A 22,185-nucleotide genomic window follows, 5' to 3' on the forward strand; every position below is an offset into this window, starting at 1 on the left:
TCCGAAACGCGAGAAAGCCCCGGCCGGGACGGCGGCCAGGGCTTTCGTACCACGCGATGCGACGCGCTTCGGGACGCTACGTACGGCCTGGGCGCCGACGCGCGACGCGACGTCAGACGCGCATCGGCTGCGGCTCCTCGCGCCGGCCGGCGTCCGGGCCCGGGTACTCGCGGAGGATCTCGTACCGGGTGTTGCGCTCGACGGGCCGGAAGCCCGCGTCGCGGATCAGGTCCAGCAGGTCCTCACGGCCGAGCTTGTTCGGTGTGCCGTAGTTGTCCGCGTCGTGCGTGATCTTGTACTCGACGACCGACCCGTCCATGTCGTCCGCGCCGTGCTGGAGCGCGAGCTGGGCGGTCTGCACGCCGTGCATCACCCAGAACACCTTGACGTGCGGGACGTTGTCGAACAGCAGCCGGGAGACCGCGAAGGTCTTCAGCGCCTCGGCACCGGTCGCCATCGTCGTACGCGCCTGGAGCTTGTTGCGGACCTTGCCGTCCTTCATGTCCACGAAGTCGTGCTGGTAGCGCAGCGGGATGAAGACCTGGAAGCCGCCGGTCTCGTCCTGCATCTCCCGCAGCCGCAGCACGTGATCGACACGGTGACGGGGCTCCTCGATGTGCCCGTACAGCATCGTCGCCGGGGTCTTGAGCCCCTTCTCGTGCGCGAGACGGTGGATGCGCGACCAGTCCTCCCAGTGGGTGTTGTGGTCGACGATGTGCTGGCGGACCTCCCAGTCGAAGATCTCCGCGCCGCCGCCGGTCAGCGATTCCAGACCGGCCTCGATCAGCTCGTCGAGGATCTCGGAGGCGGTGAGGCCGGAGATCGTCTCGAAGTGGTGGATCTCCGTCGCCGTGAACGCCTTGAGCCCCACGTTCGGCAGGGCTTCCTTCAGCGCGCTGAGCGAGCGCGGGTAGTAGCGCCACGGGAGGGTGGGGTGCAGCCCGTTGACGATGTGCAGCTCGGTGAGGTTCTCGTTCTCCATCGCCTTGGCGAGGCGGACGGCCTCCTCGATGCGCATCGTGTACGCGTCCTTCTCGCCCGGCTTGCGCTGGAACGAGCAGTACGCGCACGACGCGGTGCACACGTTCGTCATGTTGAGGTGACGGTTGACGTTGAAGTGCACGACGTCGCCGTTCTTGCGCGTGCGCACCTCATGAGCCAGCCCGCCGAGCCACGCCAGGTCGTCGGACTCGTAGAGAGCGATCCCGTCCTCGCGGGTCAGCCGCTCGCCGGCCCGGACCTTCTCCTCCAGCTCGCGCTTGAGTCCCGCGTCCACTAGGGCGCCTCCCATATCTCTCCGTAACAGACTTCGTCCACCGTACGCCTACGACTCCTCCGGGAGTTCCCCGACCCGGTTCTCCCACTTGGTGGAGAGCACGATCGTGGTACGGGTCCGGGAGACGCCCTTCGTACCGCTCAGCCTGCGGATCGTCTTCTCCAGGCCGTCCACGTCGCCGACCCGCACCTTGAGCATGTACGAGTCGTCGCCCGCGATGAACCAGCAGTCCTCGATCTCCGCGAGGTCCTTCAGCCGGCGCGCGACGTCCTCGTGGTCGGCCGCGTCCGAGAGCGAGATGCCGATCAGCGCGGTGACGCCGAGGCCCAGCGAGGCGGAGTCGACGGTGGCGCGGTACCCGGTGATGACCCCGGCGGTTTCCAGCCGGTTGATGCGGTCGGTGACGCTGGGCCCGGAGAGCCCGACGAGCCGTCCCAGCTCGGCGTACGAGGCCCTGCCGTTCTCCCTGAGGGCCTGGATGAGCTGCCTGTCCACCGCGTCCATATGACTGAAACCTTCCATTGTTCAGCAGTACCGCGAGTTTACGTGTAGAATCTAAGGCATGCAGGGTCTGAACCCTGCAAATCTTTCAGAACATCCAAGAAATGCTTTCGAATCTTCAGGAGTGAAGTCACCGTGTACACGATCGAGATGGCCTACGCCCGGATGCGCGAGCTGCAGGACCTGGCCAACCGCTCGCGTGCCCACCAGCCCGCCGCCGCGCACCGCGTCGACAAGACGCGCAACCCGCGTGGCCCGAAGAAGCGCTGACCCCACCGGGCCGGTCCCGCACCTCAGCCCTCCGAGCCGCGGGAGCCACCACCGAGCTCTCCCTCCCAGCGGCGGTACAGCCGATGCGGCACTCCTGCCGCGTCCAGCACCCGCCCGGCGACGAAGTCCACCAGATCCTGGATGTGCGTCGCCCCCGCGTAGAACGCCGGAGAGGCGGGCAGCACCACGGCGCCCGCCTCGTCCAGAGCCACCATCTGTTTCAGCGTCACGCCGCTCAGCGGCGTCTCGCGCACCGCGACGACCAGCGGGCGCCGCTCCTTGAGCGTCACGCTCGCGGCCCGCTGCAACAGGTCCTTCGACAGCCCGAGCGCCACCCCGGCCACACAGGCGGTCGAGGCCGGAACGATCAGCATCCCCCGGGCCGGGTACGACCCCGAGGACGGCCCGGCCGCCAGATCACCGGCGGCCCAGTGCCGCACCCGGTCCAGCTCGGCACCGCCCACCTCGAAGGTGTCCGGCTTCCCGTCCGCCCCCCGCGCCAGCCACGTCCGCAGGTCCTGTCGCCAGTGCGCGTCGCGGAAGGCGATCCCGGTCTCGTCCAGCAGTGTCAGCCGCGAGGCACGGCTCACCACCAGATCCACGCTCTCGCCCGCCGCCAGCAGCCCGCGCAGGACCGCGGCCGCGAACGGAGTCCCTGAGGCCCCGGACACCCCGACAATCCAAGGCCGCCGCTGCCGATGAGTCACTGAAGTCCCGGATTCCACACCCGCGAGCCTATCCGCCACGTCTGCGTACACCGCACCCGGAACACGTCCGTGTACACCTCCCGGAACCGGGCGGTGGCGACGGACGTTCCTCAGGGTGACGGGCACGCCGGGGGCAGGGGTCCAGCCATGAACGAATTCCGTAGTACCGCCACCACCGCGACGAGCGCCGGCGCACGGGCCAGGACGGCCGGTGCGGTCATGGTGGGCTGGGTCGCCCTGCTGTGGATCCTCGAAGGCATCGACACGGCGACCGGACACGCCCTCGACACCTACGGCGTCACACCGCGCGAACCGGCCGAGCTGCGGGACATCGTGCCGTCCGCGTTCCTGCACGGCGGCTGGGACCATGTCGCCTCCAACAGCATCCCGCTGCTGGTCCTCGGCTTCATCGCGGCACTGGCGGGCATCCGGAGATTCGCCGCCGTGGTCCTCACGGTCATCCTGGTCGGCGGACTCGGCGTCTGGCTGACCGCGCCCCCGGACACCGTGACCCTCGGTGCGTCCGGCGTGGTCTTCGGCCTCTTCGGCTATCTACTGGTCCGCGGTTTCGTGGACCGCAGACCGCTCGACATCGTGGTCGGCGTCGTCATCGCCGCGGTCTACGGCTCCCTGCTCTGGGGCGTACTGCCCACCGACTCCGGCATCAGCTGGCAGGGGCACCTCTTCGGTCTGATCGGCGGGGTCGGGGCGGCCTTCGCCTTCCGCCGCTCCCGCCGCACGCCCCACGCCGTCACGGCGTGAGGCGACCCCCGCACCCGTCCCACCGCACGCCGGGCCGCGCGCCCGCCGCCGTCAGGGCGTGAGGCCGCGCATCAGCAGGTCGAGCAGCGCGCACGCGAAGAGGGCGATCCCGATGAAGCCGTTGACGGAGAAGAAGGCCCGATTGAGCCGGGACAGATCGTGCGGCCGCACCACCCGGTGCTCGTACACGAACGCCACGGCGACGATCGCCATCCCGATCCAGTAGAAGTACTCCGCGCCCGTGGCCAGCCCGAACCAGACCAGCATCCCGGTCGTGATCACATGGCAGACCCGCGCGCCCCACAGCGCGGCCGGAATCCCGAAGCGGGCGGGCACCGACAGCACCCCGTGGGCCCGGTCCGCCCGCACGTCCTGGCAGGCGAAGATCAGGTCGAACCCGCCGATCCAGATGCCGACGGCGAGCCCCAGGATCACCGCGTCCCACGACCAGCTGCCGGTCACCGCGAGCCAGGCGCCGACCGGTCCGATGGCCTGCGCGAGGCCGAGGATCGCGTGCGGGTAGTTCGTGAACCGCTTGCCGTACGGGTAGACCACCATCGGCACGACCGCGAGCGGCGCGAGCACCAGACACAGCGGGTTCAGCAGCGCCGCCGCACCGAGGAAGACCACCAGGGCGGCCAGCGCCCCCGTCCACGCCGACTTCACCGACACCGCGCCGGTGACCAGCTCCCGGCCCGCCGTACGCGGATTGCGGGCGTCGATCTCCCGGTCGATGATCCGGTTGGCGGCCATCGCGAACGTGCGCAGTCCGACCATCGCGAGGGTGACGAGCAGCAGCGTGCCCCAGTGGATGTTCCCGTCCAGCTGGAACATCGCGGTCAGCGCGGCGATGTACGCGAAGGGCAGCGCGAAGACCGAGTGCTCGATCATCACGAGCCGCAGGAACGCCTTGACCTTGCTGCTCGGCTCCGCGGAGCCGGATCCGAGCGATGCCTCGGCGGCGCTCACAGTCCGTATTCCTTCCAGCGGCGGTCGACCTTCGCCGCCGTCTCCGGGTCGGACTCGACCATCTCCGGCCAGCCCCCGTCCCGGGTGTACCCCTCCTCGGGCCACTTCCGCGTCGCGTCGATGCCCGCCTTGCCGCCCCAGAACTGCTGGTAGGAGGCGTGGTCGAGGTGGTCGACCGGCCCCTCCACGACCGTCAGGTCACGGGCGTAGTCGGTGTTGCCCAGCGCCCGCCACGCGACCTCGTGCAGATCGTGGACGTCGCAGTCGGCGTCCACGACCACGATCAGCTTGGTCAGCGACATCATGTGCGCGCCCCAGACGGCACTCATCACCTTCTGGGCGTGCTTGGGGTACTTCTTGTCGATCGAGACGATCGCACAGTTGTGGAAGCCGCCCGACTCCGGCAGGTGGTAGTCCACGATGTCCGGCACGATGATCTTGAGCAGCGGCAGGAAGAACCGCTCGGTGGCCCGCCCCAGCGGCCCGTCCTCGGTCGGCGGCCGTCCCACCACGATCGACTGGAGCAGCGGGCGCTTGCGCATGGTCACGCAGTCGATGGTCAGTGCGGGGAACGGTTCCTGCGGGGTGTAGAAGCCGGTGTGGTCGCCGAAGGGTCCCTCCGGCAGCATCTCGCCGGGCTCCAGCCACCCTTCGATGACGACCTCCGCCTGGGCGGGGACCTGGAGCGGCACGGTCTTGCAGTCGACCATCTCGATCCGCTTGCCCTGGATGAACCCGGCGAAGAGGTACTCGTCGATGTCCCCGGGCAGCGGTGCGGTCGAGGCGTACGTCACCGCGGGCGGTGCGCCGAAGGCGATGGCGACCGGCAGCCGCTCCCCGCGCTTGGCGGCGACCTGGTAGTGGTTGCGGCTGTCCTTGTGGATCTGCCAGTGCATGCCGATGGTGCGCTTGTCGTGGCGCTGGAGCCGGTACAGCCCCAGATTCCGTACGCCGGTCTCCGGGTGCTTGGTGTGGGTGAGGCCCAGGTTGAAGAAGGAGCCGCCGTCCTCGGGCCAGGTGAAGAGCGCGGGCAGCCGGTCCAGGTCCACGTCGTCCCCGGTGAGGACGACCTCCTGGACCGGGGCGCTGTCGCCCTTCACCTTCTTCGGCGGCACATGCACCATCGAGCCGAGCTTCCCGAAGGCTTCCCGCACCCCGACGAAGCCCTGCGGCAGTTCCGGCTTGAGCAGGCCGCCGATCTTGTCGCTGATGTCGGAGTACGACTTCAGTCCGAGCGCCTTGAGCAGCCGCCGGTCCGTCCCGAAGACGTTCATGGCCAGGGGCATGGAAGCGCCCTTGACGTTCTCGAAGAGCAGAGCGGGCCCGCCCGCCTTGTTCACCCGGTCGACGATCTCGCCGACCTCCAGGTGCGGGTCGACCTCGGCCTTGATGCGCTTGAGATCGCCCTCACGCTCAAGAGCCCGGAGCAGGGAGCGAAGATCGTCGTAAGCCATGCCGTCCAGTTTGTCATCCCCGCCCCGGCCGCCCGCCGGGGCTCCCCCGACTCCGGACCCGGGAAGTCCACCCGCAGCCGGTAGCCTGGCCGCGTCACCGGGGTCATCACATCCCGCCGCCGCTTTCAGGGGGACGCCTCACCATGCTCAGGGCCTTGATCTATCTGCTGCCGCTGGCGCTGACGATCTATGCGTTCATCGACTGCCTGAACACGCCGGAGGACGAGGCCAAGCACCTTCCGAAGGTGGCCTGGGTCTTCATCATCCTGCTGTTCTGGATCGTCGGACCGATCGTCTGGCTCGCCGCGGGCAAGGTGCGCCAGGGACCCGCCGGAGGCCGTACGCCCTCCGAGTGGCACCGCGGGCACCGCACCCAGTGGGTGGCTCCGGACGACAATCCGGAGTTCCTGAAGGGGCTGAAGGACGACAACAAGAAGGACGAGTCGCTCCTCAAGGACTGGGAGGCGGATCTGCGCCGCCGCGAGGAGGAGATCAAGCGCCGCGAGGGCAGCGCGGGCCCGGAGGACCCCACTCCGCCGGCCGCCTCCTGACCTTCGGGCCCCTCACGGGTACAGCAGGTGCCCCAGCCGGTTGAGCAGGGGCAGCAGCGCGGTGCGCTCCTCGGGGGTGAGCGCCTCCAGCGCGCCGCGCACGACGCGCATCTCGGCGCGGATGCGGTGGGCCAGCTCGGTGCCCTCCGGGGTGCGGGCGGCGACCTTCGAACGGCGGTCCTCGGGGGACGGCGTGCGGGTGACCAGGCCGCGGGCCTCCATACGGCCGATGAGACCGGTGGCGTTGGACGCGTCGCAGACCAGGTGTGCGGCGAGCGCGCTCATCGGCAGGGGCGCGTTCAGGGCGATGAGGGCGCGCGCCTGTGAGGTGCTGAGGCCGTGGCGGGCGGCGACGGCGGTGAGGTCGTCGTGGTGGCCGCGGACGACGACGGCCAGCGGTTCCAGCAGTTCGTCCGGGGTGGGGACGGCGCGGTGGGCCGGTTCCTGGGGCATGGGTCGGTCATCCTTCGATCGGTAACCCGCACACACTTATTTGACATGCTCAACTTTTGGCCGTTACATGAAACGTATTGCTTGAGCATATCAACCTTTGCGCTCACCCCGTTTCCCGATGTGCGCCCACCCCCGTGTTCCGTCAGGAGTACACCCCCATGCAGACCTCCCCCACCGACCGGCCGGCCGCGCCCGAGACCCCCGCCGACATCGTCGCCCGCCTCCGCGCCACCTTCCGCACGGGCCGCACCAGGGACCTCCACCGGCGCACCGACCGGCTGCTGCGCCTGCGCTCGCTGCTCACCGAACACGGCGACGACCTCGCCGACGCGCTCCGCGCCGACCTGGGCAAGAGCCGCAAGGAGGCGTACCGCACCGAGATCGACTTCACCGTCCGGGAGATCGACCACACCCTGGAGCACCTCGCCGGCTGGCTGCGCCCCGAGCCCGCCCCCGTACCCGCCCATCTCGCCCCCACCGGGGCCACCGCCCACACCGTGCTGGACCCGCTCGGCGTCGTCCTCGTGATCGCGCCGTGGAACTACCCGGTGCAGCTGCTGCTCGCACCGGTCGTCGGCGCGCTGGCGGCCGGGAACTGTGTGGTGGCCAAGCCCAGCGAACTGGCGCCCGCGACCTCCGCCGCCGTCGCCCGGCTGCTGCCGCGCTTCCTGGACCCGGACGAGGTCGCCGTCGTCGAGGGCGCGGTGCCGGAGACCACCGCACTGCTGGAGCAGCGCTTCGACCACATCTTCTACACCGGCAACGGCACGGTCGGCCGCATCGTGATGGCCGCCGCCGCCAGGCACCTCACCCCCGTCACTCTGGAACTCGGCGGCAAGTCACCGGTGTACGTGGACGGGGACACGGACCTGGGCACGGTCGCCGCCCGCCTCGCCGCGGGCAAGTTCCTCAACGCGGGCCAGACCTGTGTCGCCCCCGACTACGTCCTGACCGGCCCGGAGACCGCCCCCGCCCTCGCGGACGCGCTCGCCGCCGCCGTCGAGGAGCTGTACGGGCCGGACGCCTCGGCGCACCCGGAGTACGGGCGGATCGTGAACGAGCGTCACTTCGACCGGCTGGCCGCGCTCCTGGGGTCCGGGCGGACGGTGACGGGCGGGGCCCACGACCGGGACACCAAGTACATCGCCCCGACCGTCCTCGCGGACGTGGCGCCGGACGCGCCCGTGATGCGCGAGGAGATCTTCGGGCCGATCCTGCCCATCGTGACGGTCGACGGCCTCGACGGGGCGATCGCCTTCATCAACGACCGGGACAAGCCGCTCGCCCTGTACGCCTTCACCGGATCACCCGCCGTACGGGACCGGCTGCTGGCCGAGACCTCCTCGGGCGGCGTGGGCCTCGGACTGCCGCTGGCCCATCTGACCGTCTCCGACCTGCCGTTCGGCGGAGTCGGCGAGAGCGGCATGGGCCGGTACCACGGCCGGTACTCCCTGGAGACGTTCAGCCACCGCAAGGCGGTCCTGGACACCCCGCTGTCCGCGTGAAGGCCCCTGCCCGCCCCGGTTGAGGGCCGTGAGGGCCGCCCTCGCCGGGGCCCGCGCCGCCCGCTCGCGAAAGACGGCTGCCCGCCCCCCGTGCACGGGGGGCGGGCAGCCGTTTCGGGTACCGCGGTGTCTCAGACTCCGGCGTAGGAGTGCTTGCCGGTGACGAAGATGTTCACGCCGTAGTAGTTGAACAGCCAGCAGCCGAACGCGACGAGCGCCAGGTAGGCGGCCTTGCGGCCCTTCCACCCGGCGGTGGCGCGGGCGTGCAGATAGCAGGCGTACGCGACCCAGGTGATGAAGGACCAGACCTCCTTGGGGTCCCAGCCCCAGTAGCGGCCCCACGCGTCGCCCGCCCAGATCGCGCCCGCGATGATCGTGAACGTCCACAGCGGGAAGACGGCGGCGTTGATCCGGTACGCGAACTTGTCCAGGGACGACGCGGAGGGCAGCCGCTCCATGACCGAGGTGGCGAACTTCCCCGGCGTACCGCCGCTCGCGATCCGGCTCTCGTAGCCGTCACGGAACAGGTAGAGCACCGTGCCGACCGCGCCCAGGTAGAAGACGGCGCCGCAGATGATGGCGGTGGAGACATGGATCCACAGCCAGTACGAGTGCAGCGCGGGCACCAGCTGGTCGCTGTCGGTGTAGAGCGTGGTGGTCGCGATGCCCAGGTCCAGCAGAACCGTGGTGACCAGCGGCAGACCGATCCAGCGGACGTTCTTCTTCAGCAGGAGGAACACCAGGTACGCGCCGACCACCACCGTGGAGAAGGTGATGGAGAACTCGTACATGTTGGCCCAGGGGGCCCGCTCCACCGACATCGCGCGGGCGATGACACCGCCCGCCTCGACCAGGAAGCCGACGACGGTGAGGGAGACCGCGATCCGCCCCCACATGTCGCCCTTGAACGTGCCGCCGGCCGCCCCGGGGCCGTCGGGGACGTCCCGGGTCCCGGCCGCGGAACGGGTGACGATCGCGGGGCGTTCCAGCACGGCGGTGGCGCCGTTCTTCCCGGCGACCTGCACCTTCACCGTGGAGTCGGCCTTCTTGGCGCCGGTCCCGGCCAGCGCGGCGGCGGTACGGCCCACCTTGCTGCGGCTGCCGAAGACCCACTCCGCGATGTGCGCGAAGAAGGCCAGGGTGTAGACGGCCATCGACGAATAGATCAGCACATTGCTGGTGTGCGCCAGATTCTCGTTGGTTGCGGCGGCGAGATTCACTTCTCAGCCCCTTCGGCAGGCTTTTCGGCAGGTTGTACGGGATCGGCCCCGGGGCCACTCGCGACAGCGGGGTCATGGGTCGCGGCCGGATCGCCGGTCGCGACGGCGGACGCGTCGAAGTCGCCGGACGCGTCGGGGTCGCCGGTCGCCGGAGTGTCGGGCGCCGGGGCGTCGGTCGCGGCGGGCGCGACGGGCGCCACCGCGTTGAGGTCGGCCACGAGATCGGCCAGCTCCTCGGGAAGCTTCGCGGACTCGCTGCGGCCCAGGCCGGCCATCTCCACGACCGTGACACCGTCCGCTCCGCGCACCGCCCGCACCCACACCCGGCGGCGCTGGATGAACAGCGAACCGGCGAGTCCGGCGATGGCGGCGATGGCCCCGGTGAGCGCCCAGCCGGTGCCGGGCTGCTGCGAGATCTGGAAGCTCGCCCACTCCTCGACGCTCTCGAAGGTGATCGAACCGCCGCCGTCGGGCAGCTTCATCGACTCGCCGGGGCGCAGCCGCTCCTTGAGCTGCTTGCCCTCGGCGTTCTTGAACTCCTTCATGTCCTTCTTGTCGAGCTGGTACACGTTCTGCGGCAGCCCGGAGTCGACGCCGAGGGACCCGTGGTAACCGTTCAGGGCCAGCACCGGGTAGTCGGCGGCGGGGAACTGGGAGAACATCGTGCCCATGCCGTCGCCCGCGAACGTCGGGACGAAGAACGCCTGGAAACCCAGCTGGGTCTTCTTGCCGTTCTTGTCGCGGTAGCCGTCCATCACCTTGATCGCGCCGGTCGAGGTGACGTTGTTGTCGATCGGCAGCAGCGGCACGGCACCCCGCGAGACGACCTTGCCCCTGCCGTCCCTGACGGTGATGACCGGGGCGTAGCCGTGCGCGTTGAGATAGACCTTGGTGTGGTCGACGACCAGCGGTTCGTTGACCTTGATGACGGACTTCTTCGGCTTGCCGTACGCACCCTCGGAGTACGTCACACGGGCCTCGTACGTCCGGGGCGTACCGCGCTGCGGGCCGCTCTTCGCGTACGTACCGACGAAGTTGTCGAGCGTGAAGCTGAACGGGACGAGCGAGTCGCGGTCGTAGAGCGAACCCTGCTTGAAGTCGTCGTACTGGGTGGACGTGTTGGAGAAACCGTCACCCTCGACGATCAGCTTGCCGCCCTCGAACTTGAAGAGCTGACCCGCGCCGAAGGCCACCAGCATCACGATGAGCGACACATGGAAGATCAGGTTCCCGGCCTCGCGCAGATAGCCCTTCTCGGCGGCGACCGCGTCACCCACCGCGTGCGAGCGGAAGCGCCGCCCGCGCAGGATGGCGAGGGCCGCCTCGCGGACCTGCTCGGGGTCGGCCTCGGTGCGCCACGTCGCGTACGCGGGCAGCCGGGTCAGCCGCTTCGGCGCGCCCGGCGGACGGCTGCGCAGCTGGCCGATGAACTGGCCGGTGCGCGGCACGATGCAGCCGATCAGCGAGATGAACAGCAGGATGTAGATCGCGGAGAACCACACCGAGCTGTAGACGTCGAAGAACTGGAGCTTCTCGTAGATCGGCGTGACGGTGGTGTGGGCTTCCTTGAAGGTCTGCACCTTCAGTTCGTCCACGCTGTTCTGCGGGATCAGCGAGCCGGGGATGGCGCCGAGCGACAGCAGGAACAGCAGGATCAGCGCGACCCGCATCGAGGTGAGCTGGCGCCAGAACCAGCGGGCCCACCCGATGACGCCCATGGCGGGCACGGTCCCGCCGGTCTCGCGCTCGGGGCGTTCCTCGCGCGGCGCGGTGGAGAGCTGTTCCCCGGCGGCGCCGAGCTCACGCTCCTGCTCGCGCTCGTCCGTGGTGTTCGTCTTGCTCATGAACTCAGATCCCCACAGTGAAGCCGTTGGACCAGGCCTGCATCTCCTGGATGAGCGTCGCCCAGACACCCGTCAGCAGAAGGATTCCGGTCACGATCATCATGCCGCCGCCGATCCGCATGACCCATGCGTAGTGGCGCTTGATCCAGCCGAACGCGCCGAGTGCCTTACGGAAGGCGACGGCCGCCAGGACAAACGGGACGCCGAGTCCGAGACAGTACGCGACGGTCAGCAGCGCCCCGCGCCCGGCGGTGCCCTGGTCGACCGAGAGGGTCAGCACGGAGGCGAGCGTCGGGCCGATGCAGGGCGTCCAGCCGATCCCGAACAGGGCACCCAGCAGCGGTGCGCCGGCCAGCCCGGCGACCGGCCGCTTGTGGATGCGGAACTCGCGCTGCGTCACCCCGGGCAGCAGCCCCATGAAGAAGATCCCCATGAGGATCATCAGGGCGCCGAGGACCTTGTTGAGGATGTCGGACTGTTCCTGGAGCTCCTGGCCGAAGTAGCCGAAGAGCGCCCCGCTGGAGGCGAAGACGGCGCTGAAGCCGAGGACGAAGAGCGAGGCGCCCGCGACGACCCGGCCGCGCCGGGCCTCGGCCAGGTCGGTTCCGCTGATCCCGGTGACGTAACTGAGGTAGCCGGGGACCAGAGGCAGGACACAGGGCGAGAAGAAGGAGATCAGACCGGCGAGGAGGGCCAGGGGCAGCGCCACCAGCAGCGCCCCGCTGACGACGGTCTCGTTGTACGCGGCGAGCGTGATCACCGGATCACTTCTCCGCGATCAGCGGGTCGATCATCTTGCGCAGCTTCTCCGCGTTCAGGGCCTGGAGCGTGCGGGCGGCGATCTTGCCGTCGCGGTCGATGACGACCGTCGAGGGGATGGCCTGGAGGTTCAGGGTGCCCTTGGGGAAGCGGAGGATGAGCTTTCCGGTCGGGTCGTGGAAGCTCGGGTACGTGACGCCGAAGTCCTTCTCGAAGTTCACCGCCAGGTCCTTCTGGGGGTCCCGGACGTTGATCCCGATGAACTGGACACCCTGGTCCGCGGTCTCCTCCTGCACCTTCACGAAGTGCTTGGCCTCAAGCCGGCAGGGGCCGCACCAGGAGCCCCAGGCGTTCAGGACGATGACCTTGCCCTTGTAGTCGGCGAGGTCGAGCGGCTTGCCGTCCAGGCTCGTTCCGTCGAGCTTCGGCGCGGGGGTCCGGTCGCCCTTGGCGACGGTGGAGATGCCCCCGCTGCCGGTGACGAAGTTCGTGCTTCCGCCACCACCGGCCTGGTTGCCGTCCCCGCATGCGGACAGGGTCAGGGCACCGGCCACGGCCGTGGCGGCGAGCAGGGTGAAGCGGCGTCGGGATGCGCGGCCAGAGCTCATGTGAAAAGTTTCGCATGGCAGTTTCCGCGATCTCCCGCACCCCCCTCGGTGCCCGTAAAGCCCCTTGTCAAGCCTGTTTAAAGAAGGTGTTCCAGCCGCCTGCGGGCGACTGACCGACCTCCAGCGAACGGAGCTTCGCGAGCACCGCCGGATCTTGCGCGTCGAGCCAGTCGACGAACTGCCGGAAGGAGACGAGGCGCACATCCGGCTTACCGGCGACCTTCTTGATCACTTCTTCCACGGCATCCATATAGATGCCGCCGTTCCACTCCTCGAAGTGGTTGCCGATGAAGAAGGGTGCGCGATTGCTCTCGTACGCACGCTGGAAACCGGCGAGATACGCGCCGGCGGCCTGGGTGCGCCACCCCGGATAGCGCGAGGGCATTCCCTTGGTCGAGTTCTTCGACTGATTGGCGAGGATGTTGTAGTCCATCGAGAGGACCTCGAAGGAGTGCCCGGGGAACGGCATCCCCTGGAGCGGGAGATCCCACACACCCTGGCGCTTCTCGGGCCACATCTGACGGCCGCCGGGCGAACTCGCGTCGTATCGCCACCCCAGCTTCTTCGCCGTCGGCAGCAGATTGTCCTGGCCGAGCAGACAGGGGGTACGGCCGCCGATGAGTTCCTTGCGGTAGTCGAAAGGCAGCGGATCGAGGTCGTTCCAGCCGGTGTTGGTCCGCCATTCGGTGACGAACGAGACCGCCTGATTGATCTCGCTGTGCCATTGCGCGGGGGTCCAGTTGCCCACGGAACCGGAACCGCCGCAGAAATGCCCGTTGAAGTGGGTGCCGATCTCATGACCGTCGGTCCATGCCTGGCGGACGTACTTCAGCGTCTCCTTGACATGACCGTCGGTGAGATAGCCGATGTCGGAGGCGCCTCGGGGGTTGTTCGGCGGCCGGTACAGCGACTTCTTCGACTCGGGCAGGAGGTACAGCCCGGAGAGGAAGAAGGTCATCGCCGCGTCGTGTTCCTTGGCGAGTTCGAGAAAGCGCGGGAAGAGCCCGTTGCCGACCTCGCCCGCACCGTCCCAGGAAAAGACCACGAACTGCGGAGGCGTCTGACCGGGTTCGAGCCGGACCGGGGCGGAGGGCTGATTCGGCTGCTTTCCGGTATCGGCGGTGGAACCGTCACCGATCAGCCGGACGTCCTTCTTTCCGGCACCGCTGCCGCGGCCGTTCCCGTCCGTGCCCTGGTCGCCCCTGCCGGTGCCCGACCGGCTCTCGCTCCCGGAGCCGAAGGAACCACAGCCCGCGACTCCGATCGCCGCCGCGGCTCCCAGTCCGGCTCCGAGCAGTCCCCTTCGGTTGATCTCGCGCATGCCGTCCCCATCTGCGGTCGTTTTACCTCAAGTCCATACAAACTGGCAGAGGCTTAGATGGGTGAAGCAACACGGGGGTTCCCCCGATTAACACATTTTTCTTTACGCGACTAGACCTTTACGAATCCTGCACATGAAGAGACCACCACACCGAGCCCACCGGGCCGGCACACCCACCCCGTCCGGCGATCGAGGACACACCTGCACCCGGCCGCACCCGCACAGACACATCAGGCCCGTCCGCACACCCAGCCCGTCCGGCACACTCAAGCCCGTCCGGCGATTGAGGACACACCTGCACCCGGCCGCACCCGCACAGACACATCAGGCCCGTCCGCACACCCAGCCCGTCCGGCGATTGAGGACAACCCGACCCACGGCCGCACCCGCACCGCGCCCGAGCAGGCAAAATCAAGCCCGTCCGGCGATTGAGGACAAAGCGCCCCCGGGTCGCACCCGGGAAGCGCCCTCCCCCGCCTACGCCCCGAACGCCTTCGACTTCCCCTTCACCGGCTTCGCCCCCGCCAGGAGATGCGGCGGCACCAGATCCCGCGCCGGCTCCGAGTACCCCACCGAAACGATCTTGTCGCCCCGGTACGTGAAGCTCGTCAGCGAGGCCAGCGTGCACTGCCGCTTGCGCGGGTCGTGCCACAGCCGCCGCCGCTCGACGAAGGACCGCACGATCCAGATCGGCAGCTGATGGCTGACACAGACCGCCTCGTGCCCCCGCGCGGCGTCGCGCGCCGCGTCCAGCGCGCCCATCATCCGTACGACCTGCTCGATGTACGGCTCGCCCCACGACGGCCGGAACGGATTCGTCAGGTGCTTCCAGTTGTCCGGCTTGCGCAGCGCCCCGTCGCCGACCCCGAAGGTCTTGCCCTCGAAGACATTGGCGGCCTCGATGAGGCGTTCGTCGGTGGCCAGTTCCAGACCGTGCGACGTGGCGACCGGGGTCGCCGTCTCCTGGGCCCGCTCCAGCGGGGAGGCGACGACATGGGTGATGTCGCGCTTCTCCAGGTGCTCGGCGACCCGGTCGGCCATCTTCCGGCCGAGCTCGGAGAGGTGATAGCCGGGGCGCCGCCCGTAGAGGACGCCCTCCGGGTTGTGCACCTCGCCGTGGCGCATGAGGTGGACGACGGTGATGTCCTGCGCGCGGTCGGCGCCCTCGCGGTTTCCGTTCTCGCTCATGCGGTGGCCTCCGATGCGGCACGGGCCGCGGCGGGCAGGGCGGCGGCGATCCGCTCGACGGCCTGCGTGTCGTGGGCGGTGGAGACGAACCAGGACTCGAAGGCGGACGGCGGCAGGTACACGCCCTGGGCCAGCATCGAGTGGAAGAAGGCGGTGAAGCGGAAGGCTTCCTGCTTCTTCGCGTCCTCGTAGTTGAGGACGGGCCCGTCGGTGAAGAACACGGAGAACATGTTGCTGGCCGCCGACACCGTGTGCGCGACGCCCTCCTTGGTGAACGCCTCGCTCACCAGCCCCCGCAGCTCCGCGGAGACCGCGTCGATCTTCGTGTACGCCGCGTCGTCCAGCAGGCGCAGCTGAGCGAGCCCGGCGGCGGTGGCGACGGGGTTCCCGGAGAGGGTGCCCGCCTGGTAGACCGGCCCGGCCGGGGCGAGGTGCGCCATCACGTCGGCGCGCCCGCCGAAGGCCGCGGCGGGGAACCCGCCGCCCATGACCTTGCCGAACGTCATCAGGTCGGGCCGGACACCGTCGACGCCGTACCAGCCGGCCTTCGAGGTACGGAATCCGGTCATGACCTCGTCGGAGATGTAGAGCGCCCCGTTGGCCGCGCAGATCTCCTTGAGCCCGGCGTTGAAGCCGTCCAGCGGCGGGACGACGCCCATGTTGCCGGGCGACGCCTCGGTGATCACACAGGCGATCTCACCGGGCCGCGCGGCGAACGCGGCCCGCACGGCGTCCAGGTCGTTGTACGGCAGCACGATCGTGTCGCCGGCCTGGGCGCCCGTGACACCGGGGGTGTCGGGCAGCCCGAAGGTGGCGACGCCGGACCCAGCGGCGGCCAGCAGCGCGTCGACGTGCCCGTGGTAGCACCCGGCGAACTTGACGACCTTGGCCCGGCCGGTGAAGCCGCGGGCCAGCCGGATCGCGGACATGGTCGCCTCGGTGCCGGACGAGACCAGGCGCACCTGCTCGACGGGCTCGACACGGGAGACGATCTCCTCGGCCAGCGCGACCTCGCCCTCGCCGGGCGTACCGAACGAGGTACCCCGCCCGACCGCGTCCTGGACGGCGGCGATGACCTCGGGGTGGGAGTGGCCGAGGATCATCGGCCCCCACGAGCACACGAGGTCGACGTACTCGCGGCCGTCGGCATCGGTGAGGTACGGACCGGTGCCGGACACCATGAACCGGGGCGTACCGCCCACGGCCCGGAAGGCACGCACGGGAGAGTTCACGCCGCCGGGCGTCACGACGGACGCACGGTCGAAAAGCGACTGCGAAACTGGGGCTTCGTATGAATACGACACTTTGGTCCTGATCTGCGATTCGGGTGTCGGAGGGCCGGGCCGGAAATCTCGGCCGCCGGTGAGCAGGGAGCGCGCTCTCCCCGTATCACGAAAGGGCGTCGACCCTCTCACGTCTGCGAAACTGAGGCGTCATAGGGAAAGCTCACACATGCCATGGTGTCAGAGGCACGGACGGTCTTGCGGACAGGTGTTTCACCGCACGCCCGTGGGGGAGGTCACTGACACGATGATCGGGTTGCGCGGCGGGGGCTGTGTCTCCTAAGAAGTAGTCGGGTGGATGAGATATGCATCGCGGTGGCGGAGTGGGCGAAGGGACCGACGACCTGGGGCCCGAGCCTGCCCGACGAGGGCGGCACCGGCGCGAGGCTGAGCGCGCACAGGGCAGGCAGGCGGGGAACGCCGCAGGCCCGGGGAGCAGGAGCAGTGGCCGGGTGGGGGTGACCTACAAGTATTTCGGTGCCCCCGACGGGGCCACCGCCGCCCGTGTGCCCATTTCGATGCGCCCGGAGGAGCTGGGCGGCGACGAGCTGGGCATGGGCGGCATGTTCAGCAAGATCAAGCCGGAGACGGTGGCGGCCATGGTCCTCACCGGCATCCAGGGCATACCCCTGTACAAGGTCCCCCCGCTCGAACTGGTCGTGCTGCACCCCGACTACGCGGTGGTCAAGCTCCCCATGACGGTCGTCGACCCGCTGCGCGGTGTCGGTGAGGAATCGGTCGGCGCGGCGGCCTTCATCTGGTCCACGGTGCCCGACCGCGGCGGCCCGCGTGACGCGTTCAACGTCTACCAGCTGCTCCACGAGTGGCAGGACTTCTCCCACCGGCTGCACGACGCGGGGCACCAGGCGTACTGCCTGGTCTGGCCCTGACCCGAAGCCTGGTCTGGCCCTGACCCGAAGCCTGGTCCGGCCCCGACCCGGACCGGCACCGATCCGCCCACGCGATGAGGGCCCGGCCGACAGGTGTCGGCCGGGCCCTCATCGCTTTTCGTCCGGCTGTCCTCGTGCCGGTGGATAACCGGACCGCACGGATCAGTGGTAGCTGAAGTCGCCCACGGTCCAGGCACCGACGTCCTCGATCGAGACGCGGTACATCCCGCCCGTCTCCGGGATCCCCACCGTGCCCTGGAGGATCCGGGCGACGTGGAAGTGAAGGTGCGTGGGCGGTCCGTCCTTCCGCACGGAACCGGGGGCCGACGTGGCGGGGGCGCCGGGGGCCGACGTGGAGGATGCGGCAGGGGCCGACGCGGTGAAGGTGCCGGAGAACTCGCCCAGCTGGGCCGAATCCGTCAGCACCTCCGCGACACGCCGCCTCCACACCGCTTCGGGGGCCAGGCGGCCGGTGATGACCGTGCCGCCGACGACCACGGTCAGGGACATCTGATTGCTTTGTCCGGACTCCACCATCGTGGCGACGTCAACGAGCAGTTCGTCAGGCTTCGACATGAGAGCGGAGTCTATTCGGGGGCCCGCCGCGCCGGGAGACGGCACCCGCCCGGCACGGCTGCCGTCGCAACGCCCGGCCCGCCACAACTGCCGCCACCCCCGCCCGACCGTCCCGCCCGACCGTCCCGCCCCGCCGGATCGCCGCCGGATCGCTCGTCGCAGGTGTGCGGCGAGCGGACGCGGGAAGGACGACCCATCACTGGGGTCAAACTATCTGCGCCTCCAGCCCGTCAAAATCTAAGCTCGCGAAGATAGACATTGCCTCTGGGCGCGGCTATGGTTTCTCTCGTAGCCAAGAACACGAAGGGTCCGGCAGACACGAACTGCCGGGCAGTCGGTGGTGCGCGGTATCTCGGCAGAGGCGTCTTCGGGCGCACGCGCCGAGGAGTTCGGCACTCGGGTCCTCCGCCCGGCCACGCAAGCGGGCGGCGGGACGGTCTGCCGGGCAAGGTGCTCGCAGTTCCAGGGGGCACCGCCGGCACCACCGGTTCGACAGAAAGCGGCCCCAGAGGGAAGAACGGAGGAAGCAGGCGCCATCAGGATCGCCCGGGTGGGAAGTACGCAGCCCGGGTACCGCAAGACCCCGGAACGGAAGGTGGTCCCCGGTCACCGCAATCGCGATCCCCGCACTCCCGCCCTTCTCCAGGGCGAACCGCGGAAACAGAAGGTCGGCGCAGCACTAGCGTCGGCAGATGGTGTTGAATTTCCTTCGGGGCCCTGGTGCCGTACGGCACCGGGGCCCCTCGACGCGTTCCCAAGAAGAGGTGCAGATGACAGCGGATAATCCGCTCGGCGGCCGACTGGACGATGACGACTACCCCGCCTACACGATGGGCCGGGCGGCGGAGATGCTGGGCACCACGGCCGGCTTCCTCCGTGCCATCGGAGAGGCCCGCCTGATCACCCCGCTCCGTTCCGAAGGCGGCCACCGGCGCTACTCGCGCTACCAGTTGCGGATTGCCGCCCGCGCACGTGAGCTCGTCGACCAGGGCACCCCGGTCGAGGCCGCCTGCCGCATCGTCATCCTTGAGGACCAACTTGAGGAAGCCCAACGGATAAACGCCGAATTCCGCCGCACCGCGGCGGCCGGGCAGGGCGCCGGTGGTCCCGGTGGCCCGGTCGGACCCGGCGTGTCCCCTCAGAAGCCCTGAAGCGCGCGCCGGGCGGTGGCCTCCCGCAGTTGCGGAGTCTGCGCCTGGATCAGATGGAACTGCGCCTCCCTGGCCAGCCGTCCCGCCGTGTTGCCGAACTGGACGGCCCTGCCGCCCGTCGCCGCGACACAGGCGGTGGCCGCCCGGACCCCGAGGTCCAGGATCGCGGCCCGGTTCTCGATCCGGGCCGCGACCTCCTCCTCGGGCGCCAGGTCGTCGCGCAGGGCGTACGACTCGGCGCGCAGCCGGACCGCTTCCCCGGCCAGCCGGTGGGCCAGCGTCTCGTACGGGGCCCCCGCGCGGGGCGCCGACGCGAGCAACAGGTCGACGGCTGCGCGCACATGGCCGAGGACGGCGGGGTGACAGTTCGCGTTCTCCAGGTCGTAGTCGCGGGCCCAGTCCGACCGGGGCGCGAGGGAGATCACGTCCTCGTGCGGCACGACGACATCCCGTAGTTCCACCGACGCGGTGTGGGTCCCCTCCATCGTCCAGAGCGCCTGCGACCCCACCGGGACGAGCCCGCTGCCGGGCGCGCAGCCGGTCCGTACGAACAGGGCCCGGTCGTCCGGGGTGACGGCCCCGATGATCGCCACGTCCGCGATGCCCCAGCCGGTCATCCACGGCACCCGCCCCCGCAGCCGCCACCCGCCGTCGGTCTCCTCCGCGGTCACCGGGGGACGCGGGTGCCGCAGGTAGGCGAACCCGGCCGTGGCCAGCGTCCCGCCCGTGAGCAGCGACGGCAGCCACCGTTCTCTGAGCGCGGTGTTGGCGGTCCTCTCCAGCGCCTTCACCAGGGCGTAGTGCTGGGTGAAGACGAACCAGGTGGAGGGATCGACGGCGGACAGGATCTCGTGCACCTCGCGGGTCACCCGGCTCCGCGTCGTACCACTGTCGGGGGCGGGCCGGTAGCTGACGAGACCGTGGGCACCGCAGCGGGCCAGCGCGTCCAGGTGCGAGCGGGTGACACCCTCCTGGGCGGTCCGCTCGGCGAGGGGCCGCAGCACACCGACCGCCACCTCGGTGACCGCGCGGACCAGCGGCTCGGCCGCCAGCTCCGGCGGGGTGGCCAATGCGGTTCCTTCACCCGGCGCCCCATGCATGCGGCAGTCCCCTCGTCCTGGGTCGGTCACTGGCTCGTACGGTGGATCCACTCTCCCCCGCGCCCGCCGCCGGAACACGGTGTATTCACCAAGTGGCCGGGCAGCCGCGCGCCGGCCCCTTCGACCGCCGTACACCGAATGCCACGCGCACACCCACACGCCCCCATGCACATACATGCGGTCATATTCGGCCATTCATTGGCCGAAGAATGATCTTCAGCGGACCTGCCCGACGCGCCGACGCAGAGGAGATCGCCCCTGATGGAGCATGGCCCCGGCAGGCGCGACAAGGGCGGCGAACCTGGGCCGGTCGTTCCCGGACACGACCGGCCCCCGCACCACCGTCCGCCTCCCCGACCGACTACGCGCCCCGTGCCCTCCCCGCAAATCCCTGGCCGCCCGCGTCCCCCCAGTGGCATCCTGGCGACGTGAACGGACCCGAGATCACTCTCGAAGTCGCCCCGGAACTGAGGCTCTTCGTCGCCCATGAACGCCGCCAGGGCCGGACGGCCGTCACCACGGACGGCGCCTCGACGCTCGGCCATGTCGTGGAGTCGCTCGGCATCCCGCTCACCGAGGCCGGCCACCTGCTCGTCGACGGCCGGCCCGTACCCCCCTCGCACGTTCCGGCAGCGGGCGAACTGATCGAGGTACGCGCCGTGGAACGCCCCCAGCAGGTGCCCGGTGCCCCGCTCCGCTTCCTCCTGGACGTCCATCTCGGCACGCTCGCACGGCGGTTGCGGCTCCTGGGCATCGATACCGCGTACGAGAACGAGGACATCGGCGACGCGGCGCTGGCCACACTGTCGGCGCGGGAACAGCGGGTCCTCCTCTCCCGGGACCGCGGGCTGCTGCGGCGGCGGGAGATCTGGGCCGGGGCCTACGTCTACAGCGACCGGCCCCAGGAACAGCTCCGCGACATGCTGAGCAGGTTCGCGCCGGTCCTTGCCCCCTGGACGCGGTGCACCGCGTGCAACGGGACGCTGGCCGAGGCCGACAAGGACTCCGTCAGCACGCGGCTGGAGCACGGCACGCAGCAGGCGTACGACGTGTTCGCCCAGTGCACGCAGTGCGCACGCGTGTACTGGCGCGGCGCCCACCACGGCCACCTGGAGTCGATCGTCGCGGACGCGGTACGCGAGTTCGGCGGAACAGCGGCGTAGGAGCGCCCTGCGGCCACCGGCTCAGAAGACGTACGCGTCTCCGGTGGACGGCGCGAGCACCTCATGCACGTTGTTGCGCGGGTCGCGGTCCACCGCGCCCCCGTTCCACACCGTGTCGATGCGCACGACCACCTCGGCGGGCCGGCCCGCGAGCCGCAGATCGAAAGCGGTCCGCCGCTCCTGGCCGTCCGCGGCCAGCGCCCCCGTCCCGCACAGCACCGTCCGGCTCCCGCCCCGCAGACAGCCCGGCGGCAGCCCCCGGGGGGCGGAGAACGGCTCGGAGAAGCGCAGCCGTACCGTCGCATCCGCCAGATCCGCCGGACCCCGGTTCTCGCTCCGGAGCCAGACCCCGAGCCGGTCGCCCCACAGCGAGACATGACCGTGGTGGGAGACGTCCGCCCGCGGCCCCGCCTCCCTGCCGGGGGCCGCCGGGGTGGCCGCGGCCGAACCGCCCGTTCCCGCCGCCGGGATCACCGCCGTCGCCATCATCGCCGCGGCTGCGGACAGCACCAGGAGAGCTCTACGCGTCACTACCATGCCCGGAACATACCGATCGCTGCGAATCATCCCTATTTAATGACCGGCCCGACGCGCCCGCAGCAACCCGCACAGCCCACCGCGCGCCGGGGCACAG

At 69.9% G+C, this 22,185-nt stretch carries 23 protein-coding genes; 7 read left to right on the plus strand and 16 right to left on the minus strand.

What is annotated here, in order from left to right; all coding sequences use genetic code 11:
* Positions 1–112: 112 nt before the first annotated feature.
* Together mqnE and OG251_RS16805 are read right to left on the minus strand one after the other, a co-directional pair.
* Positions 113–1,276 carry an aminofutalosine synthase MqnE gene (gene mqnE, locus OG251_RS16800; protein WP_326681290.1) on the minus strand — a complete coding sequence of 388 codons (1,164 nt, stop codon included), beginning with the start codon at positions 1,274–1,276 and terminating at the stop codon, positions 113–115.
* 48 nt (positions 1,277–1,324) lie between these two features.
* Positions 1,325–1,780, minus strand: coding sequence for an Lrp/AsnC family transcriptional regulator (locus OG251_RS16805; protein ID WP_010063935.1), 456 nt, complete (start codon positions 1,778–1,780; stop codon positions 1,325–1,327).
* A gap of 132 nt (positions 1,781–1,912) precedes the next feature.
* Between OG251_RS16805 and OG251_RS16810 the strand changes: the two genes are divergently transcribed.
* Positions 1,913–2,047, plus strand: a complete 135-nt coding sequence (locus OG251_RS16810) for a hypothetical protein (protein WP_266805591.1) — start codon at positions 1,913–1,915, stop codon at positions 2,045–2,047.
* A 23-nt stretch (positions 2,048–2,070) separates the two neighbouring features.
* Here OG251_RS16810 and OG251_RS16815 read toward each other — a convergent pair whose 3' ends face one another.
* Positions 2,071–2,754: a UbiX family flavin prenyltransferase gene (locus OG251_RS16815; RefSeq protein WP_326681291.1), complete on the minus strand. Its 684-nt coding sequence runs from the start codon at positions 2,752–2,754 to the stop codon at positions 2,071–2,073.
* 147 nt (positions 2,755–2,901) lie between these two features.
* Between OG251_RS16815 and OG251_RS16820 the strand changes: the two genes are divergently transcribed.
* Positions 2,902–3,516 (plus strand): rhomboid family intramembrane serine protease, encoded by a 615-nt coding sequence (locus OG251_RS16820; protein WP_326677954.1) that lies wholly within the window; start codon positions 2,902–2,904, stop codon positions 3,514–3,516.
* 51 nt (positions 3,517–3,567) lie between these two features.
* On the opposite strand, the gene mqnP is transcribed toward OG251_RS16820, so the two are convergent.
* Positions 3,568–4,485, minus strand: a complete 918-nt coding sequence (gene mqnP / locus OG251_RS16825) for a menaquinone biosynthesis prenyltransferase MqnP (protein WP_326677955.1) — start codon at positions 4,483–4,485, stop codon at positions 3,568–3,570.
* The gene (locus OG251_RS16830; RefSeq protein WP_326677956.1) at positions 4,482–5,939 is read right to left on the minus strand and encodes a menaquinone biosynthesis decarboxylase; all 1,458 of its coding nucleotides are present in this window, start codon (positions 5,937–5,939) and stop codon (positions 4,482–4,484) included. The genes mqnP and OG251_RS16830 overlap by 4 nt, the downstream gene beginning before the upstream one ends.
* 143 nt (positions 5,940–6,082) lie before the next feature.
* Between OG251_RS16830 and OG251_RS16835 the strand changes: the two genes are divergently transcribed.
* Positions 6,083–6,490 (plus strand): PLD nuclease N-terminal domain-containing protein, encoded by a 408-nt coding sequence (locus tag OG251_RS16835; RefSeq protein WP_326677957.1) that lies wholly within the window; start codon positions 6,083–6,085, stop codon positions 6,488–6,490.
* A 12-nt stretch (positions 6,491–6,502) separates the two neighbouring features.
* Here OG251_RS16835 and OG251_RS16840 read toward each other — a convergent pair whose 3' ends face one another.
* Positions 6,503–6,943: a MarR family winged helix-turn-helix transcriptional regulator gene (locus OG251_RS16840; RefSeq protein WP_326677958.1), complete on the minus strand. Its 441-nt coding sequence runs from the start codon at positions 6,941–6,943 to the stop codon at positions 6,503–6,505.
* A 158-nt stretch (positions 6,944–7,101) separates the two neighbouring features.
* Between OG251_RS16840 and OG251_RS16845 the strand changes: the two genes are divergently transcribed.
* A complete protein-coding gene (locus OG251_RS16845; RefSeq protein WP_326677959.1) occupies positions 7,102–8,448 on the plus strand; it encodes an aldehyde dehydrogenase family protein in 1,347 nt (448 codons plus the stop codon).
* A 131-nt stretch (positions 8,449–8,579) separates the two neighbouring features.
* Here the strand turns inward: OG251_RS16845 and ccsB are convergent, their stop codons facing one another.
* The 7 genes from ccsB to hemL form a co-directional block, all read right to left on the minus strand.
* Positions 8,580–9,668: a c-type cytochrome biogenesis protein CcsB gene (ccsB, locus tag OG251_RS16850; RefSeq protein ID WP_326677960.1), complete on the minus strand. Its 1,089-nt coding sequence runs from the start codon at positions 9,666–9,668 to the stop codon at positions 8,580–8,582.
* Positions 9,665–11,512, minus strand: a complete 1,848-nt coding sequence (gene resB / locus OG251_RS16855) for a cytochrome c biogenesis protein ResB (protein ID WP_326677961.1) — start codon at positions 11,510–11,512, stop codon at positions 9,665–9,667. Before resB ends, ccsB begins: the two co-directional genes overlap by 4 nt.
* A gap of 4 nt (positions 11,513–11,516) precedes the next feature.
* Entirely contained in the window at positions 11,517–12,272 is a 756-nt protein-coding gene (locus tag OG251_RS16860; RefSeq protein WP_326677962.1) for a cytochrome c biogenesis CcdA family protein, read from the minus strand.
* 4 nt (positions 12,273–12,276) lie between these two features.
* Positions 12,277–12,879, minus strand: coding sequence for a TlpA family protein disulfide reductase (locus OG251_RS16865; protein WP_326677963.1), 603 nt, complete (start codon positions 12,877–12,879; stop codon positions 12,277–12,279).
* A 67-nt stretch (positions 12,880–12,946) separates the two neighbouring features.
* Entirely contained in the window at positions 12,947–14,200 is a 1,254-nt protein-coding gene (locus OG251_RS16870) for a hypothetical protein (protein ID WP_326677964.1), read from the minus strand.
* Positions 14,201–14,677: 477 nt separating this feature from the next.
* Positions 14,678–15,388 (minus strand): histidine phosphatase family protein, encoded by a 711-nt coding sequence (locus OG251_RS16875; protein ID WP_326677965.1) that lies wholly within the window; start codon positions 15,386–15,388, stop codon positions 14,678–14,680.
* A complete protein-coding gene (gene hemL, locus OG251_RS16880; RefSeq protein ID WP_326677966.1) occupies positions 15,385–16,692 on the minus strand; it encodes a glutamate-1-semialdehyde 2,1-aminomutase in 1,308 nt (435 codons plus the stop codon). The genes OG251_RS16875 and hemL overlap by 4 nt, the downstream gene beginning before the upstream one ends.
* 284 nt (positions 16,693–16,976) lie before the next feature.
* Here hemL and OG251_RS16885 point away from each other — a divergent pair, with 284 nt between their 5' ends.
* Positions 16,977–17,561 carry a hypothetical protein gene (locus OG251_RS16885; RefSeq protein WP_073725583.1) on the plus strand — a complete coding sequence of 195 codons (585 nt, stop codon included), beginning with the start codon at positions 16,977–16,979 and terminating at the stop codon, positions 17,559–17,561.
* A 162-nt stretch (positions 17,562–17,723) separates the two neighbouring features.
* On the opposite strand, the gene OG251_RS16890 is transcribed toward OG251_RS16885, so the two are convergent.
* On the minus strand, positions 17,724–18,137 hold the full coding sequence (locus OG251_RS16890) for a hypothetical protein (protein WP_326677967.1): 414 nt from the start codon (positions 18,135–18,137) through the stop codon (positions 17,724–17,726).
* Positions 18,138–18,907: 770 nt separating this feature from the next.
* On the opposite strand from OG251_RS16890, the gene OG251_RS16895 reads away from it, so the two are divergent.
* Complete coding sequence (locus OG251_RS16895) at positions 18,908–19,288, plus strand: MerR family transcriptional regulator (protein ID WP_326677968.1); 381 nt, start codon at positions 18,908–18,910, stop codon at positions 19,286–19,288.
* On the opposite strand, the gene OG251_RS16900 is transcribed toward OG251_RS16895, so the two are convergent.
* Positions 19,276–20,358, minus strand: a complete 1,083-nt coding sequence (locus OG251_RS16900) for an acyl-CoA dehydrogenase family protein (protein ID WP_326677969.1) — start codon at positions 20,356–20,358, stop codon at positions 19,276–19,278. The two genes, OG251_RS16895 and OG251_RS16900, sit on opposite strands and share 13 nt — an antisense overlap.
* A 458-nt stretch (positions 20,359–20,816) precedes the next feature.
* Between OG251_RS16900 and OG251_RS16905 the strand changes: the two genes are divergently transcribed.
* Positions 20,817–21,551: a Mut7-C RNAse domain-containing protein gene (locus OG251_RS16905; protein WP_326677970.1), complete on the plus strand. Its 735-nt coding sequence runs from the start codon at positions 20,817–20,819 to the stop codon at positions 21,549–21,551.
* A 21-nt stretch (positions 21,552–21,572) separates the two neighbouring features.
* On the opposite strand, the gene OG251_RS16910 is transcribed toward OG251_RS16905, so the two are convergent.
* Entirely contained in the window at positions 21,573–22,088 is a 516-nt protein-coding gene (locus OG251_RS16910) for a hypothetical protein (protein WP_326677971.1), read from the minus strand.
* Between the last annotated feature and the right edge of the window lie 97 nt (positions 22,089–22,185).

This window comes from Streptomyces sp. NBC_01237 (assembly GCF_035917275.1).
In the GTDB taxonomy this organism is placed as follows: Bacteria; Actinomycetota; Actinomycetes; order Streptomycetales; family Streptomycetaceae; genus Streptomyces.